The organism is Mycolicibacterium helvum (genome assembly GCF_010731895.1).
Lineage (GTDB): Bacteria > Actinomycetota > Actinomycetes > Mycobacteriales > Mycobacteriaceae > Mycobacterium > Mycobacterium helvum.
In genome coordinates, this window is the sequence record NZ_AP022596.1 from 1910651 (window position 1) to 1928483 (window position 17833).

Sequence of the window (17833 nt, forward strand, 5' to 3'; positions counted from 1 at the left end):
GGCAGCCGTTAATGCCACCCCTTTCTCCTTAGGATTGCCTAACCTGAGAAAGCTAGCATTGCCCAGGGTGCGTGTCGAGGCCCTCAGCGCAGACTCTTCGGGCGCATGTCGGACCAGTTCTGTTCGATGAACTGCACACACTCGTCGCGAGCGGCGTCGCCGAATACCAGCCGCCAGCCAGCTGGGATGTCGGCGAACGCCGGCCACAGGCTGTGTTGCTCCTCGTCGTTGACGAGCACATAGAAGCGGCCATCCTCGGCATCAAAGGGATTGGTACTCACGATTCCTCCTGGTCGTTGAATGTGCGGGCCGGGCGGCGGGTCCCCCGCCAAGAACACGGTCGGACAGCAGGCCCAGGCAGCTGAGGTTGGGAAAACCCGGGCCCTGGTTGAGCCCGGACAGGTTGGGCAGGAACAATTTCGGCTGAACCCCGGTCAGCGCGAGGTCGGCGCCGATCGCCTGTTGCAGCCGGTCACTGCTCAGCGGGCCGTTCAACCTGACCTCGAGCAGATCCAGTACGTCCTGTCCTAGCAGTGACAGGAACCAGAGCGAGTCGGCCCCCGAACCGTCGATTACGAGGTCGAACCCGTGCACCGTCTCCAACCGCTCGCCGTGCCGGTCGGTGTGCAACGTGATCCGGATCCGGTCATCGGCGGCGACACCGTGCGCCACCCGGCCGCGCAGGTGCCGGATGCGGTCGTCGGCCAACAACGAGTCCTGGACGCGTGCGGAGAACACGCCGCGGTCGGTGCGGGCCATCACATCGCGCCGTTCGGCCAGGGTCAGCCCGGCCCACTCCGTCGGATCGCTGAACATTCTGTTCTCGAAGAAGCTCTCACCCCTGGTGAACAACGTCGCCTGCGGCGATATCACTGTGATCGTCGAAACCCGGTGTTTGAACAGCTCGTTGAGCATCGACGCAGCGGTTTCGCCGCCACCGATCACCGCGACGCGTTCGGCATCGATACGTTCGTTGTCGGCAGACAACTGCCAGAACTGGGCAATCGAGAGGACCTGTGGATGCCCGGGCAGCACCGATCGATCGGGCTGGCCGGGACCGGTGATCATCACCGCATCGGCGGTCACGGTGTCATCGCGGGTGTGCAGTACCCACGACTCGCCGTCCAGCGACAGCCGAATGACCTCGCCGTCAACGATATTCAGCGCGGCGGCAGCACCCACCCAACGCAGATAAGCGGCCCAGGTCTCGTGGGTCGGCGCCGGCTTGCCGCGATCTACCCACTCGGCGAAACGTCCGGTCGTCACCAGGTATGACTGCCAGCTCAGCCGCATCATCCGCTGGTCCAGCTCGGCGTTGCGGCCGGGCAGGATCGCCGAACGGTACGGGAAACCGACATCCTTTTCCGGACTGGTACCCAACCGGTGTTGACCGTCGGTCCAGCCGCCGCCCGCGCGCCAGTTCGCGGCGATCGCGGTGCGCTCGACCGCCACGATGTCGGGCGTGTCGACGTCCATTTCCCGCAGCATCGCGGCCTTGGCCGCCACCGCAACCGCTTTGGCCCCAGCACCCAGAATTGCCAGCCGTGCGGTCATCGGAGACCCTCCGCCCATTCTTGCAGGATCTCCTGCCAGATCGATTGGAGCGCAGCCACATCCGCATCACTGAAGATGTCTGGCAACGTACGCCATTGGGTGACCAATTTCCCGCCGGCCACAGCGACGACGAGGGTCAGCTCGTGGCGCACCGCGACGTTTGGTTCGGCCATGATCGGGACATTAGCGAGCAGTCCCCGGTCCAGCAGCGAGCCGGCATCGAGGTCAAGCCGGCCAAGGTAGTTCAGTAACACCTGCGGTCCGCGGAATCCGCGGAGTCGCTCGGCGGTGTCGGAACGTAGATAGCGCAGCGCCGCGTAATCTGTTGGTAATCCAGCAATCTCGGGTATCGCCTGGCCAGGCCGGATGCGCAGCGGATAGATGGCGCTGAGCAGACCGACGGTATCGTCAGCGCCGGTACGGCCGTGGGTTTCCAGCGCCACCAGCGGAATCGCGCCACCTTGGCCGCGCTGATCGCGCCAGCGCGTGATCATCCGCGCGCACGCGCCGGCCAGCACGTCCTGGATCGGTGCCTGTGCGCGAAGCAATGCGCTGGTGATATCGGTCTCGGTAACCGTCACCGTGATCGCGAGGTCGCCGAAGCTATCCACCTCCGGGCGAATCCGCCTGGCCCCCAGCATCGGATCGTCACCCTCGAGTTGTTCGGCCCAGAACTCGACGGTGTCCAGCTCGGCCACCCGCTGGGCCAGGGTGTGGGCCCACCGGCGGTAGCTGACCCGCTCTCCACCCACCAGCTCAAGTACTCCCCCGGTCGCTTTGCTCGTGCCCGCCGGCGCGCCGGATGTCGACCAGTTCGCCGTCAGCTCCCCCAGCACGATGCGCCATGACGCGGGGTCCATCGCCAGCACGTGGACTACCAGGAGTAGGACGCCCGCATCGCCGGGCTGGTGTAGCCACCGTGCCTCGGCCAGGTACCCGCGCTCAGGATCGAGTCGGTCGACCGCGACGGCGGCGTGTTCGGTGACGGCGTCGCCGAGTTCACCGCAGACTTGCACCTCGGTCAGCGGAATGGTCTGAAGGTCACTGGGGAGGAACGTCATTGTCGCCAGGTCGAGCCTGCTGCGGAACATCTCGTGACCGGCGGCGATGCCGTCCAGCAGCAGGCGCAGCCGGTCAGCCGTGGCGTCCGCCGGCAGCGTGATTGCCTCGATCTGCGCCAGCCGTCGGGGGTCGCCGTACTCGTAGAGCCAATGTGCAGCCGGCAGGGCGGGGATCGGCCCCTGCGGCTCCGGTCCGGCGGTCAGCTCCTCGGCGGTGTCCCGGTCCACAGCGGCGGCCAGTTCACGAATTGTGCCGCACTCCAGGACCAGTCGCGCCCGCAGTGGCAACCCGTGCCGGCGCGCGGCTTGAACCAACGATAGGGCGACGATGCTGTCGAGTCCCAGCTCCAGCAGGTCGGCGTCGATATCGACCTCGGTGAGGCCCACGAGCTCGGCGACGGCTTCGCCCAACGTGATTTCCGTCGGGGTGCCGGCCAGCTCCGGGGTGTCATCGGGAGTTGCTGCGGCAGCCAGGGCCGCCTCGTCGACCTTGCCGTTGGCGGTCAGCGGGATGGCGTCGACGACGACCAGCCGGTGCGGCATCATGTAGCGCGGCAACCGGTTTCGTAGCAGCGATCGCAGCTCGGGCACCGCCACGTCACCGGCGACATACGCGATGAGCCTGTGGCCCGCGGCCTGGCGGTGCACGGCGACGTGAGCGTGCCGCACGCCGGCCACTTCCTCCAGCACCGCCTCGATCTCACCCGGCTCGACGCGATGGCCGCGGACCTGGATCTGGGCATCGGCGCGACCGACGAACGCCAGCGCGCCGTCACGATCCCGGCGCACCAAGTCCCCGGTGCGATACATCCGGCCGCCGCCCGGCGCCGCAACGAACCGCGTCGCAGTCTCGGCCGGACGGCCGAGGTAGCCGCGGGTCACCTGCGCACCGGCCAGATACAGCTCGCCCACGACACCGTTGGGCACGGGTTGCAGCCACGAGTCGAGCACCACCGCGCCGGTCGACCGGGTTGGATATCCGATCACCGGTGCCTCGTGGTCGGCGATGGCGGCGACGACAGCCTCGACGGTGGTCTCGGTTGGGCCGTAACAATTGTGCGCGGCCAATAGCGCGTGGGTGCAGGCCTTCCGGATATCGGTCCAGTCGACCGACCCGACCGCTTCGCCGCCAAGGGCGAGCACGGACAACGTTCCGCGGTCCAGCAATCCGGCGCGACGGAGGTTGGTGAACAGTGACGGGGTGACGTCGAGCATATCGATCCCGTGCCGGTCGATGATCTCGACGAGTGCTTCGGCATCGCGGCGATCGGTCTCGTCGATGAGGTGCACGGCGTGACCGAAGAGCAGCCCGGCCAGCGGCTGCCAGGCCGCGTCGAACGCGAACGACCACGCGTGGCCGATGCGCAATGGCCGGCCGAGACGCTCGGAAGCCGGCCGCAGCATCCGCTCGACGTGATCATCGATGTAGGCGAGCACAGCCTGATGGGTTCCGATGACGCCCTTGGGTTCTCCGGTGGTTCCCGAGGTGAACACCGCGTAGGCGGCCTGACCAGGCGCGGCCGGCGTCGAGTATCGAGATGCGGTGCGGGCCGCGGCCATGACGTCCTCATCGATGACGACGGCCGTACCGGTCTGAGCGAGAATCGACTCGACCCGCCCGGCCGGCATACTCTGCTCCAGCGGCACGTACATTCCGCCCGCCTTGAGCACGCCGAGCATCGCCACGACATAGTCGGCGCACCGGGGAAGCTGGATCGCGACCGCGGTTTCGCCGCGCACCCCGGATTCCGCCAGCAGCCCAGCGAGACGATCCGATTGTTCGTGCAACTCTCCGTAGCTCAGTTGACCGCCTTCCCAGTACAGCGCGATCGAATCACTGTGTGCTACCGCGGTTTCCGCGAACCTGTCGGCCACTCCCACCCGGGACCCAGCGGCGTGACGCTCGGGTGTGTTGATCGGGCGCGCTTCGCCGTCGAGCAGGATCGCGACCGCACCAAGCGGTCTGTCCCACATCTCGATCAACCGGCTCATGGTCTGCAGGACTCGCCTGCCGAGTGTGTCGGCGGAGGTCGCGCCGAGCGCATTGTCGGTGACCTCCACCAACAGCGTCAGTTCGGCGCCGGTGCGGTGCGCGGCGATGGTCACCGGGAAGTGGGTCAGGCTCTCCATCGCGGCGGGCCGGAAGCCCACCTGTCCGGCCATGAACTCACCGCCGCCCACCACGTCCCCGGGGGGGAAGCTCTCGTAGACCAGCAGGGTGTCGAACATCTCGCCCACCCCGGCGAGAGTGCGCAGCTGGGAATGCGTCAGATAGCTGTGGTCACGGAGCTGGGCGGCTTCCCGCTGCAGGGTCGAACAGTGCTGGGCAACAGTCGCGTTCGGGTTCAGGCGCACCCGTAGCGGAATCGTGTTGATGAACAGCCCGACCATTGTCTCGACACCGGCCAGCTCCGGGGGACGCCCGGATACGGTGACCCCGAACACCACGTCGTCGCGATCGGTCAGCCGGGACAGGATCAGCGCCCAGGCCATCTGCAGCAGCGTGTTGAGGGTGACACCACGGGATCGCGCCGCCGCGGCCAGCTGCTCGGTATCGACGCCGGGCAGCGTCAGCTCGGTGCGCTTGGGCGGTCCGACACCGTCGCCCCCGAGCGCCGGCGACAGCAGTGTCGGTCCCGGCATCCCCTCGAGGTGCCGGCGCCAGACGAGTTCGCCGACACCGGGGTCTCGGTCGGCGAGCCAGCCGATGTAGTCGCGATACAGCCGCGGCGGGGGCAGTATGTCGGGGTTGCCGCCGCCGCGGTACAGCGTGAGCATCTCGCCGATGAACACCGGTAGCGACCAGCCGTCGATCACGATGTGGTGGGCGGTGACCACTAACCGCCAGCGCTGGTCGGGCAGCTCGATGAGCAGGAAGCGGATCAACGGGCCGTCGTGCAAGGTGAACCGTCTGCTGCGCTCGTGTTGTTCGAGTGCTGCGGCCTGATCGTCCTCCGCACGCACCTGCTGCCACGGCAGTTCCACTGCCGACGGCACGATCTGGACCGGCCGCGGCAGATCCTGATGCCAGAAGCTGGCGCGCAGATTCGGGTGGCGCACCAGCATGGCCGAAGCGCAGTCCCGCAGCAGGTCGACGTCGAGCGGGCCGAACACGTCTGCCGTCATCGCGATGACGTACGGGTCCTCGGCGTCGGGTCCGATCAGCGTGGCGTGCGAGTACAGGCCCAACTGAAGCGGCGACAATGCCAGCACGTCGTCGATATCGGGAGTGGTCACGACGGATGTGCCTTCGACCACGACGATTTCAGCGCATGCAGATCGCTCGCCGACAGCCCCGACACACTCATCGCTTCGTGCCGCGTGTCCGCGCGATCGTCGACCTGGCCGGTCTGCGGCCGGTCATCGATCGCGCCGGCCAGTGACGCCACCGTCGGGTACTCGAAGATCATCCGGGGGTCGACGCTCAGACCGGCCGCCCGCATCCGCGCGGCCAGCTGCACCGACAGGATGCTGTCGCCACCGAGGGCGAAGAAGTCGTCGTCCCGGCCGATTCCGGCCACATCGAGCAACTGGCCCATGGCGGCCGCAACCGCGCGTTCGGTGTCAGTTCTGGCCGGCTCACTCGTCCCGGTGGTGTGTACCTCGGGTCGGGGCAGCCCGGGCCGGTTCAACTTTCCGGATTCGGTCAACGGCATCACGTCGAGCACCGAGATCGTCGATGGCGTCATGTAACCAGGTAGTGCCGCGGCCACCGACGCGCGGACCGCCGCGACGAACGCCGCCGGGTCGGCCACCGGCGCGTCCGGCACCACGTAGCCGGCCAAGCTGGCCCCGCCCGGTCCGTCCCAGGTGCGTGCGGCCGCGACGGCAACACCGTCGACGGTCCTCAGCGCGGCTTCGACTTCGGCGAGTTCGACCCGGAATCCGCGGACCTTCACCTGGTGATCGGTGCGGCCGACGAATTCGAGTCGGCCATCCTCGGTCCAACGGCCGCGGTCGCCACTGCGGTAGAAACGTGACCCCGGTTCGGCGGCATAGGGATTCGGGATGAACCGGGTTGCGGTCAGCCCCGGCTGCTTCCAGTAGCCGCGCGCAATCTGCTCGCCCGCGTAGTACAGCTCGCCGACGACGCCGACCGGCACCGGCTGCAGCGCATCGTCGAGCAGGTAGACCTGCGAACCCTCCATCGGCTTGCCGATCGTTGGCGTTGGCAGATCTAGCGGGCCACGGATCAGCGCGCCCGATGTCTCGGTGGCACCGATAGCGTTCAGCAGTTCGACGGTCGGGCTGTCACCCACGCACGCGACGAGCCGCTCCAGCAATGAAACGTTGACCGGTTCGCCACAGGTCACCAGCCGGCGCAGCGCCCGGACCGCATCCGGGGTGCTGTCGACGAGGGCCGACACCAGGCTGGCGACTCCGGTGACCTGAACCACCGAGTGCCGTTCGATCAGCCCGGCCAACGCCTCGGCGTCGCGGTGCTCGACGTCGTCGGCGACGATCAGCGTGGAACCGGCCACCAGCCCTGCCAGCGTCTCGATGCACCCCTCGAGGAAGGTCATCGGGGCTTGGGCCAGCCTGATGTCATCGCCGGGCACCGGGTAATGCTTCACCTGCCAGGTCAACCGCGTGCTCATCGCCCGGTGGGTACCCACCACACCCTTAGGCTTGCCGGTGGAGCCCGAGGTGAACATCAGGTACATCGGGTCGTCCGGGCGCGGCGGGGCAAGCGGCGCAACCGGATCGGTTGCGTCCAACTCGGCTCGAATCGCCGGATCGTCCATCGAGATCAGCGTCACGCCGTCGGCTGCGGGCATCGTCGCACCAGCTTCGGCGGTCACGACCACGACCTCCGGTGCGACATCGTCGAGCATGAACTGCTTGCGCGCCAGCGGATAACTTGGATCCAGCGGGAAGAACCCGGCACCGGCCTTCATGATGCCGACCAACGCGACGACGAGGTCGATCCCGCGGCGCATCGACATCCCGACCAGGGAGCCCGGCCCGACACCGTGGCGCACGAGCAGGTGCGCGAAGCGATCCGAGCGATGATGCAGCGCAGGGTAATCCAGTGACTGGTCGCCGCATCGCAACGCGACCCGGTCTGTGCCCCAGGCCCGGCCGGCCTCGAGCAGTTCCGGCACTGTCCTGGGCCGATCGGCGGGCGACGCGGCGCCTCGGCTCTGCGCGAGCACCTGATCCAGTTCGGCGGCTCCGAGCAGGTTGACATCGCGCAACGTGGTGTCGGGGTCGGTCGCGAACGCTTCGATGACCTGGTTCAGCCAGAACGCGAAGCGTTGCATCGTCGAAGAGCGGTAGAGCTCGGTGCGGTAGATGACGTGGCCGCGGTAGCCGTCGTCGCCGACGAAAAAGTTCACGCTCAGATCGGCGTGTGCCACATCGAATGTCGGCTCCAGCGCGGTGAACCTGGTCTCGCCGTCGGGTCCGGCCTCGAGCAGCTGATTCTCGGGCAGCTCTTCGCGAACGTGCACGACGACCCCGAACAGCGGGTTGCGTGACAGCGACCGCACCGGGTTGACCGCATCGACCACCCTGTCGAAGGGAAGGTCCTGGTTGGCGTAGGCGCCCAGTGCCATCTCACGGGCACGCAGCAGCGCTTCGCGCAGCGTCGGATTACCTGACAGATCGTTGCGCAGTACCAGGATGTTAACGAAAAAGCCGACCAGGCAGTCCAATTCGGTGTCGGTACGCCCGGCCACCGGGGTACCCAGCGGGATGTCTTTGCCGCCACCGGCTTTGCTCAGGACAACGGCGACCGCGGTCTGCAGGAGCATGAACTCGGTGATGCCCAGCTCGCGGCTGAGCGCGGTGAGCCGGTCCCGTACGGCGCGGTCGAATCGCAAGGGGATGGCCGCGCCGAACCCGCCCGCGATCGGCGGCCGGGGCAGATCCGGTCGCAGCCCGGTGTCCTCGGGCAGCCCGTCGAGCTGGCTAACCCAGTACTGCCGTTGAGCATCCATCAGTTCGTCATCAGAGAGCAGCTCGACCTGCCAGGCCGCGTAGTCGCGGTACTGGATGGGTAACGGCTGCCAGGACGGGCCTGTCCCCTCGCGCCGTGCGCGGTATGCGGTAAGCACGTCGGTGAACAACACACCAGCCGACCAGTGGTCGGCAGCGATGTGATGCACAACTATCGACAGCACGCACTCATCCGGCGTGCTCAACACCGCGACACGGATCGGCAACTCCAACTCGAGTTCGAAGCGGTGGGCCCGTTCGACCTCGAGTTGCGCTGTCAGCCAACCCCCGTCCGGTCCGACGAGGCGCCGCACCTCAATGGTGTCGGCATTCTGCACGACCTGATGAGGAATGCCGTCGATCTCGCGGTAGACGGTGCGCAGGATCTCATGGCGGCAAACCGCGTCGCCGACCGCGCCCGCCAGCGCGTCGATGTCGCACGGCCCGGTCAACCTGGCCGCGAAGGGAATGTTGTTTACCGGGCTGGGGCCGTCGACGCGGTATTGGAACCAGCTGCGCAGCTGGGCAGCTGACAGCGGGGACTGCTCGGCATCGGCATTGCGGGCGACGAGCTGCGGCCGTGCCGAATTCCGCCGACCGTCACGCAGATCGTCGATCAAGGCCGCGAGTTCCCCGGGCGTGCCGTGTTCGAACACCTCGCGCACACTGACCTCGACCCCACAGGCCTCGCGGACCGCCGCAACCAGTTTGGTCGCCAGCAGTGAGTGTCCGCCGAGACTGAAGAACGAGTCATCGCAGCCGACCTCGCCGGCTCCGAGCAATTCGGTGAACAGCGCGACGACGGCGTGTTCGGTCTCGGTCACTGGTGCGCGATAGTCGACGGCCGGTCCGATCTCGGGTTCGGGCAGTGCAGCCCGGTCCAGCTTCCCGTTGGCGGTTACCGGGATTTCGTCCACGACGACGTAGGCGGCCGGGATCATGTAGTCGGGCAGGGCGGCGGCGACGCGAGTCTTGATGCGGTCGACGTCGACGATGTCACCGGCGACCGGTGTCACGTAGGCGACCAGGCTCTTCCCGAGATGCGGTAGCTCGGCAGCGATCACGACTGCGTTGCCGACGCCGGGATCCACACTGATGGCAGCGGCCACCTCGCCGAGCTCGATGCGGAACCCACGAATCTTGACCTGCTCGTCCGCACGGCCGACGAACTCGAGGTCACCGTTGCGGTTGCGCCGGGCCAGGTCGCCGGTGCGGTAGAGCCGGCCACCCGGGTTGAACGGGTCGGCGACGAATCGTTCGGCCGTCAACACGGGGCGGTCATGGTAGCCGTGCGCCAGTTGGGTCCCACCGATGTAGATTTCACCGATCACGTCCACCGGCACGGGACGCAGCGCATCGTCGAGCAGATAGATCGTGGTGTTGATCTTCGGCCTGCCGATGGGCACGACGCCGGTGCCCTGCCTGCCCTCGACCTTGTAGCGCGAGGCGTTGATGATCGTCTCGGTGGGCCCGTAGAAGTTGTGCAACAGTGCGTCGAACGTGGCGTGGAACTTGTCGGCCAGCTCGCCGGGCAGGGCTTCGCCGCCGATCGGCACCCGGCGCAGTGTGCGCCACTGCTCCACTCCGGGCAGCGACAGGAACAGTCCGAGCAGCGACGGTACGAAGTGCATCGACGTAATGGCTTCGCGCTGAAGCAGATCGGTCAGATAGCCGATATCGCGCAAGCCGTCGCTGCGCGGTATCACCAGGCGTGCCCCTTGGGCAAGAACCCCGAAGATCTCGCCGATCGACACGTCAAAGCTCGGCGACGCCACCTGTAGCAGCCGGTCGTCCGTGCTGATCTGATACTCCTGGGCGAACCACCGGAAATAATCGGCAACGGGCCGGTGCGGCACCGGAACACCCTTGGGCAGGCCGGTCGAGCCCGACGTGTAGATCAAGTAGGCGGTGTTGGCCGGTCCGAATGGCCGGGCCAGATCCGACGGCGCGAGGTCATCCAGCGGCAGACCCTCAGTTCCCGTGATCGGTTCGCGTATCACCAGTTTGGGATCCGCGTCGGCGAGGATGTACTCGATTCGGTCGGCTGGATACTCGGGGTCGACAGGCAGATAGACCGCGCCCGCCTTCGCGATGCCCAGCGCGGTGACCACCAGCTCCGGCGATTTGTCCAACAGGACCGCGACCCGATCTTCGGCGCCGACACCCTGCGCGATCAGCCAGCGTGCGTGCTGGTTGGCTGTCTCGTTGATCTCGCGATAACTGTAGTGGCGACCTTCATAGACGACGGCTGTCGCATCCGGCTGCCGCGACGCGCGATCGGCGATCAGGTCGCCGAGTGTCATTGCCGGGCAGTCGAAGTCCTCGCCACGAGCCATCTGCTCGAGCCAGGCGGCATCGGTGTCATCGAGTAGGGCCAGGTCGGCCAGCACCCGATCGGGTTGGGACAGCGCGTCGTCGAGCAGCACGGTGAAACTGTCGAGAAGTTGCCGGGCCAGGTGAGAGTCGAGCACCTCGGTCAGGTACTCGACCTCCACCTCGATCTCGCCGCCGGTGAACTCCACCATGAAACCCAGCGGCAACTGGGCGAACTGGCCGCGGAACTCGGCCCGTCGGCAGTGCACGCCGGGCGGGTTGAAGCCGTCACCGTCGGACTCGCGCATGCCGAAGCCCACTCGCGCCATCCGCTCGACGCCATAGCGACGGTCCGGGTTGAGCTCGCGTACCACCCGATCGAGGTTGATCCGCTGGTGGGCGAATGCGCCGACCGCGGTGTCCCGTGCCGCTGTCACCAGTTCGTGAAAGGTGTGCCAGCGGTTGGGCCGCATGCGCAGCGCGATGGTGTTGCCGTAGTAGCCGATGACGTCATCTGAAGTGCGGTTGAGAACCGGTGCGGCGACCAGGAAGTCGTCGGCATGGGTGTAGCGGTGCAGCAGTGCCGAGAATGCGGCCAGCAGCACCATGTACGGCGTCGCGCCGGCCTCGTTCGCCAGTTTGGCCACCGCGTCGGCGGTGTCGGCGCTCAATCGCGTCGTGCACCGGTCGGCTCGCCATGCCGACGGTACCGCCGATCCCTTGGGGCCGGGCAACTCCAGCGGTTCAGGTGGGTCGACGAGCAGCGCACGCCAGTACTCCACGTCGGCGTCATCGGTACCCGATGGCGAGGCCGGGGCCTGCGCTGGCGGTTCGAGTATCTCGTCCTGGTAGGCACCAGTGAGGTCAGCAAAGAATACCCGCCACGAGGCGTCGTCCCAGGCGATGTGGTGGGCCGCCAGCAACAGCACGTGCTCGCTCCCGCCAACCTGGGCCAGGGTGATCCGCAGCGGCGCCTCGGCGCTGAGGTCGAACGGAGTGGTGAAGGCGCGCTGAGCGAGCACCTCCAGCCGCAAGCCGCGGGCCTGCGGGCTGAGCTCGCGCAGATCATGCTGGGCCCAACCGGGTTTGAGGTCCACCTGCACGCGTGTGCTGGGTTCTCCGTCGGGGCCGGTGTGGTACGTGGTCCGCAGTATCGGGTGACGGGCGGCGACGACGTCGACCGCGGCGTGCAGTCGGGCTGCGTCGAGTTCACCGATCAACCGATACGAGACAGCGACATTGAGCAGGGCGCCGGTGGGGTCGATGGACTGGACGAACCACATGCGGCGCTGACCGTCGGTCATCGCCGCTGGATCGGGTGCGGCCGCTGGATCCGCCAGCAAGCCACGCTGGGCGAGCTTGTGGCGCAACAGCTCCAGGCGCTGCTGGTCGGCGGCAAGGGTGTCAGTCATGGGATCTCCTCCGGGGTGATCGTCGAGCGGGGCCGCGTCAGCCCGGCAGCCGCAGCGCTGCCCGCTCACCGGCGGTGGTGGGCGCCATAGCCACCTCAGCGGTGTCCATGCCGGCCACTTCGAGGTACAGCTCCGCGATCTCGTCCAGTCGCTCAGCGGGTTCGAGTTCGCGCAGGCGGTTGGCCGAGCCTGCGACGGTGCGGGTGGCAAAGATGTCGGCGACGCTGACGCCCGAGACGTCCAGCCGTTGCCGGATCCGCGCCACCACGGTGGTGGCCAGGGCGGAATCGCCACCCAGACTGAAGAAGTCATCGTCGGCTCCCACCCGGCTCACACCGACGTCAGCGGTGATGATCGAGGCCAGCACGGTATCGAGCGCTTCAGCCAGCGCTGCCGCGGAGCGTCCCGTGCGGGGACGGCTCACCACCGGACCGTCATCGCTGATCCGACACTCGTCGCGATCGAGTTCGATCGATGCGCGGGTGCCAATCGCCAGAGTCCAGGAACCGTCCCGCTCGTAGACCAGATAATCGGCGCCGACGCGCTCGGGAACGGCTGCGGCCAGCTGCGCAACGACGTCTGCCGGAACCACGCCGGGCGGTAGTTCTGTCCACCAGGCCGCTTCGATCGGCGAACGCGGTGCCGCGATCACATCCGTCACATCGGTCATTCGTTGAGGGTAGCCTAACCTGTGTTCCGGGTTGGGTCTCCGGGTGGCCTCCCGATAACCCCACGTCGGGACCGTGTGCGCCACCGGATGTAGCTCACCACAGGAGCGATATGAAGGTTAGGCTTCGCTGATTTGTTCCGATTCCGGAGGGTGAGACCGCGATGATCTCGTTCGTCGTCCCGACCCTCAACGAACAACAGACCATCGAAAAGACCCTGGAGTGCCTGGCCTCCTATTCAGGCGAGCACGAGATCATCGTGTCCGACGACAACAGCACCGACGACACCGTCGAGATCTGTCGCAGATACGCCCACACGGTCGTCCGCTACAACCTGCCCGAGAAACAGACCATCGCCCAGGTCCGAAACCGGGGAGCCGCCGTCGCCCGGGGTGACTACCTGGTGTTCGTCGACGCCGACGTCCTGATCCCGGATATCGACGATTTCTTCCGCAGCTCGTACGCCCGGTTCCAGTCCGACAGCCGGTTGGTGGCGTTGACGGGCCATTACCGGGTGGTGCCTGAATCTGCCACCACCGCCGACCGATTCGTGTTCACCATGCTCGGATTGCAGTTTCTGCTGCAGAACAACATCCTGCGGGTGGGCGCGGCCAGCGGAAAGTTCCAGATGGTGGCCGCCGACGCCTTCGAGACGATCGGCGGGTTCAACGAGAAGCTCGTCGCCTCTGAGGACATGGATCTCTTCCGACGGCTGTCCCGGGTCGGAAGGACCTATTTCGCACGGGATCTGACCGTTTACCACTCCGGCAGACGTGCCAAAGCAATCGGCTGGCGCAAGCTTCTGTGGCAGTGGTTCAGCAACTCCGTCTCGGTGTTCTTCCTGAACCGATCGGTCAGTAAGGAATGGAAGGTGATCCGCTGATGACGGATTCCGACTGCGCCGGAAAGATCGGGCTCACAACGTGATCGAGCTGGAAAGCCTCAGTAAAGCCTACGGCGGGGTGTCCGCTCTTACCGACGTGAGCTTCAGCGTGCCGACCGGCTCTGTGCTGGCACTGCTCGGTCATAACGGCGCGGGCAAGACGACCGCGGTGCAGATTCTGTCGACGTTGATACCCCCGACGGGTGGGCGGGCCATGGTGGCCGGGTACGACGTCGTCGAACAGGCTGGTCGCGTTCGGGACAGTATCGGTGTCACGGGGCAGAGCGCCAGTCTCGACAACGTGATCACCGGGCGGCAGAATCTGACCCTCTTTGGCCGGCTGCGCGGCATGCGGCGCAAGGAAGCTCGCCGACGAGCTGACGAGCTTATCGGCCAGTTCGAGCTCGACCACGCGGCCGACCGGCCCGTCTCGACCTATTCCGGTGGGATGCGGCGCCGCCTCGACATCGCCGCGGCGCTGGTCGTAACACCCCAGGTGCTCTTCCTCGACGAGCCGACCACTGGTCTGGATCCCCGCAGCCGCCGCCAGGTCTGGGAGCTGGTGACCGAGCTGGCCGCCCAGGGCGTCACCGTTCTGCTCACCACCCAATACCTCGAAGAGGCTGACGTACTGAGCGATTCGATCGTGATCCTCAACTCGGGGCGGGTCGTGGCACACGGTACCGCCGAAGAACTCAAGCGTCAGGCCGGCGCAACCTACTGCCAGGTCACCCTCGTGCGTCCCGCCGATATCCCGCGCGTCGTCGCTGCGCTGGCCGATATCGACGATGTCGACGCCGACGCCGAGACCAACACCGTGTCGGTGCGCGCGCGCGACGGCGTCGGCACGCTCGCCGAGGTGATCCGCCGCACCGACCAACTGGGCGTCGGACTCGTCGACATCTCGCTGCGCAAGCCGACTCTCGACGAAGTGTTCTTGCACCTGAGCACGGCGACACTCACCCCATGACCGCGATCACCGCGCTGACAGAGCGGATAGTGCACACCGCCGTGCGCGATTTCGACCTGGCGCTGGGCGTTTTGGTCCCAGTCGGCACCTTGGTGGGGCTCAACGCCGCATTGCACAACATCATCGACACCGGCCAGGTGAGCTACGCCAACTATCTGGTGCCGGCCATCATCGTGCAGGCCATGCTGCTGGGGGCGGTGACCACCGCCGATCGGGCCGGCCGGGAACAAGCCTCAGGTCTCACGATCCGGCTTCGGACACAGCCCATTTCACTACTTGCCCCGATGATCGCGCGAATGTTGTACTGCCTTCTTCGCGGGATCCTGTCGCTGGCCGCAGCTCTCGCGACGGCCTATCTGCTGGGATTCCGGATGAGCGGCGGCGTCGCCTGCACCGTGGCGTTTGTCGCCATCCCGTTGTGTCTGACTCTGGCATTGTCCCTGGGCGCCGATGCTACCGGCACCTGGCTCCGCAGGATCGGCGGAAGTCAGCTCCTGCTGATGCCGCAGCTGATTCTGATTCTGGTCTCGACGGGACTGGCTCCCGCCGAAGCGTTTCCGAACTGGGTCCAGCCTTTTGTCCGCTACCAACCGGTCTCCCAGGTGACCGACACCATCCGCGGACTGGCCGTCGGCGAGGTCGCGGGAAACCAGCTGGCGGTCACCGTTGGGTGGTGCCTGGGCCTTCTCCTTGTTTTCGGGCTGATCGCCGTTCGCATGCAGAGGAGGCCGGTGTGAGCACGGCTGCCTCAACACATCGGCGGATCATGCCCGCCATGATCCTCGCCGAGCGCATGTTCATGCACTGGCGGCTGCATCCGATGGTGCCGCTGCAGTCCGTGCTGGTGCCAACGCTGTTGCTGTTGACCTACTACCTGGTGATCAGCAAATCGATGGTGCATTTGACCGGATCCGACAACCTCGCCACGCTGGTGCCGATGTGCATCGTGGCGGGCACCATGATGGGCACGCTCGGCGCCGGCTTCCACATCCCTGGCGAACGCGAAAGTGGACTGCTGAGCCGATTCTGGGTGATGCCGGTGCACCGAGGCAGCTTTCTGGCCGGCACCCTGTTGGCCGAAGCCGCGCAGACGTTGGCCGCCAGTTTCGTTCTCCTGTTCGTCGGGATGGCGCTCGGGTTGCGGTTCGACGGGGCGTGGCCCGCTGTCATTCCGTTCCTGCTGCTGCCGGTCCTGGTCACCCTCGTCTTCGCCACCATCGTGGTGGCCGTCGCGGTGCGCAATAACAGCGCCCCGTTGCTCACGCTGCTCGGGGGTGCGGCGATCGGGATGGCCTTCTGCACCGGTGGGGTTGCACCCCTTGAGCATTTCCCCGACTGGATTCAGCCGATAGCGCGCGTCCAACCACTCGCCCCCGTCATCGATGCCATGCGCGCACTCGCCGAGGGCGAACCAGCGGGTGACGCGCTACTGGCCGCGTTGGCATGGCTGGCCGGACTGGGCGCGCTCTTCGGCCCGGTAGCCGTGCGAGGCTATCGGACGGCGGCCCAGTCCGGTGGCACAGGTTAGTGGACCGTTGACTGGTATTGACGTTGTCGAGGCGATTTCGACACAAGTGACCGCCGTCCTCGGTAGCCCCAGACGTAGCCCCCACAGCCGACTCCAAGCCAGCCATAATGGCCACAACCAAGCGCCGGACGACCGTCCGGCCCAGGGCGGGGAGCCGCCGTGCTCGAGCGCGCCATAGCCGGCGGCGCGCCCGAGTAGGTAACCAAACAGCAAGGCCCGGCTGATTTTCGGTGCGCGCTTACGCCCGCCGGGAGGAGGAAACCGACGCGATGAAGTTCGCGATAGCCGTGCACGGCACCCGCGGCGACGTTGAACCGTGTGCGGCGGTGGCACTCGAACTGATTCGCCGCGGCCACGACGTATCGATGGCAGTCCCACCCAATTTGGTCCCCTTCGTCCAGGCGTGCGGCATCGCGCCGGCGCTGCCCTACGGTGTCGACTCCCAGCAACAACTTGAGGCGTCGATCTTCCGCAAGTCCTGGGGGGTCCGCAATCCGCACCGGGAATGGCGTGAGCTCGAGGAGTATTTGAGCCAGGGCTGGGCGCAGATGAGCGCCACCCTGGTCAGCCTGGCCAGAGATGCCGATCTGATCCTGACCGGCACCACCTACCAGGAGGTGGCCGCCAACGTCGCCGAGCACCTCGACACACCACTGGCTGCGTTGCACTACTTCCCATTTCGCGCGAACAGCGTGATGTTCCCCCGCGTGCCCGGCTGGCTGGCCCACACGATCTGGCCGGTCGCCGAGTCACTGTATTGGCGCCTGATGAAACGTGCCGAGAGCGCGCAACGACACGAGCTGGGGTTGCCGCGAACGCGAAAGAGGGCGATCCGCCGCATCGTCGAGTTGAGCGCGGTAGAGATCCAGGCCTACGACCCACTGTTTTTCGACGGCCTGGCGCAGGAGTGGGCCGGCCGCCGGCCGTTGATCGGGTCCCTCACGCTGCAGCTGGACACCGACGGCGACGCGCAAACCGAATCATGGATCCGCGAGGGGTCACCGCCCATCTATTTCGGATTCGGCAGCATGCCGATCGAATGCCCCTCGGCGGCGGTGGCGATGATCACGAAGGTGTGCGCCGAGCTGGGCGAGCGGGCGCTGATCTGCTCTGGGGTATGGGATATCCCCGACACCTCGACACCACAGGTGCGCATCGTGCGCAACGTCAATCACGCCGCGGTCTTCCCGAAATGCCGGGCTGTGGTTCACCACGGCGGGGCGGGTACCACCGCAGCGGGGCTACGCGCGGGGATGCCCACGCTCATCTTGTGGATCAGTGCCGAGCAGCCGCTGTGGGCCAAGCAGGTCTCAAAGCTCGGTGTCGGTACCTCCGAACGCTTTTCGGTCGCCACGCCCGAGTCAATCCGGACCGGGCTGCAGACCGTGCTGGCGCCTCGGTACCGGTGGCGCGCCGCCGAGATCGCCGAGAAGATGACCACCCCGCAGGACAGCGTCGCGGCAGCCGCCGACCTCCTCGAGGCCGCCGGACGTGACGGACGCAC

9 protein-coding genes and 1 pseudogene are annotated in these 17833 nt (G+C 66.8%); 5 read left to right on the forward strand and 5 right to left on the reverse strand.

Going from position 1 to position 17833, the window contains the following annotated elements; genetic code table 11:
• Positions 1–83 precede the first annotated feature (83 nt).
• From G6N38_RS08930 to G6N38_RS30990, 5 genes are read right to left on the reverse strand one after another with little or no spacing between them, the layout of a single operon-like run.
• Positions 84–281, reverse strand: coding sequence for an MbtH family protein (locus G6N38_RS08930; protein ID WP_163747203.1), 198 nt, complete (start codon positions 279–281; stop codon positions 84–86).
• A complete protein-coding gene (gene mbtG, locus G6N38_RS08935) occupies positions 262–1554 on the reverse strand; it encodes an NADPH-dependent L-lysine N(6)-monooxygenase MbtG (protein ID WP_163747204.1) in 1293 nt (430 codons plus the stop codon). The genes G6N38_RS08930 and mbtG overlap by 20 nt, the downstream gene beginning before the upstream one ends.
• A complete protein-coding gene (locus tag G6N38_RS08940) occupies positions 1551–5852 on the reverse strand; it encodes a non-ribosomal peptide synthetase (protein WP_163747205.1) in 4302 nt (1433 codons plus the stop codon). Before G6N38_RS08940 ends, mbtG begins: the two co-directional genes overlap by 4 nt.
• The gene (locus G6N38_RS08945; RefSeq protein WP_163747206.1) at positions 5849–12280 is read right to left on the reverse strand and encodes a non-ribosomal peptide synthetase; all 6432 of its coding nucleotides are present in this window, start codon (positions 12278–12280) and stop codon (positions 5849–5851) included. Before G6N38_RS08945 ends, G6N38_RS08940 begins: the two co-directional genes overlap by 4 nt.
• A gap of 37 nt (positions 12281–12317) precedes the next feature.
• Positions 12318–12950 (reverse strand): phosphopantetheine-binding protein, encoded by a 633-nt coding sequence (locus tag G6N38_RS30990; RefSeq protein ID WP_163747207.1) that lies wholly within the window; start codon positions 12948–12950, stop codon positions 12318–12320.
• 161 nt (positions 12951–13111) lie between these two features.
• Here G6N38_RS30990 and G6N38_RS08955 point away from each other — a divergent pair, with 161 nt between their 5' ends.
• From G6N38_RS08955 to G6N38_RS08970, 5 genes and pseudogenes are all read left to right on the forward strand, one after another.
• Complete coding sequence (locus tag G6N38_RS08955; protein ID WP_163747208.1) at positions 13112–13831, forward strand: glycosyltransferase; 720 nt, start codon at positions 13112–13114, stop codon at positions 13829–13831.
• Between the two features lie 40 nt (positions 13832–13871).
• On the forward strand, positions 13872–14801 hold the full coding sequence (locus G6N38_RS08960; RefSeq protein WP_163747209.1) for an efflux ABC transporter ATPase subunit, DrrA-related: 930 nt from the start codon (positions 13872–13874) through the stop codon (positions 14799–14801).
• Positions 14798–15538, forward strand: coding sequence for an ABC transporter permease (locus G6N38_RS30210; RefSeq protein WP_170314158.1), 741 nt, complete (start codon positions 14798–14800; stop codon positions 15536–15538). Before G6N38_RS08960 ends, G6N38_RS30210 begins: the two co-directional genes overlap by 4 nt.
• Positions 15535–16329, forward strand: a complete 795-nt coding sequence (locus tag G6N38_RS30215; RefSeq protein WP_246227801.1) for an ABC transporter permease — start codon at positions 15535–15537, stop codon at positions 16327–16329. Before G6N38_RS30210 ends, G6N38_RS30215 begins: the two co-directional genes overlap by 4 nt.
• Before the next feature lie 269 nt (positions 16330–16598).
• A pseudogene (locus G6N38_RS08970) lies at positions 16599–17831 on the forward strand (glycosyltransferase); the annotation flags it as partial.
• Between the last annotated feature and the right edge of the window lie 2 nt (positions 17832–17833).

Coding starts and splice junctions, on each gene's coding strand:
- mbtG (WP_163747204.1), bottom strand. CDS start 1,554: ATGACCGCACGGCTGGCAATTCTGGGTGCTGGGGCCAAAGCGGTTGCG.
- G6N38_RS08945 (WP_163747206.1), bottom strand. CDS start 12,280: ATGACTGACACCCTTGCCGCCGACCAGCAGCGCCTGGAGCTGTTGCGC.
- G6N38_RS30990 (WP_163747207.1), bottom strand. CDS start 12,950: ATGACCGATGTGACGGATGTGATCGCGGCACCGCGTTCGCCGATCGAA.
- G6N38_RS08955 (WP_163747208.1), top strand. CDS start 13,112: ATGATCTCGTTCGTCGTCCCGACCCTCAACGAACAACAGACCATCGAA.
- G6N38_RS30210 (WP_170314158.1), top strand. CDS start 14,798: ATGACCGCGATCACCGCGCTGACAGAGCGGATAGTGCACACCGCCGTG.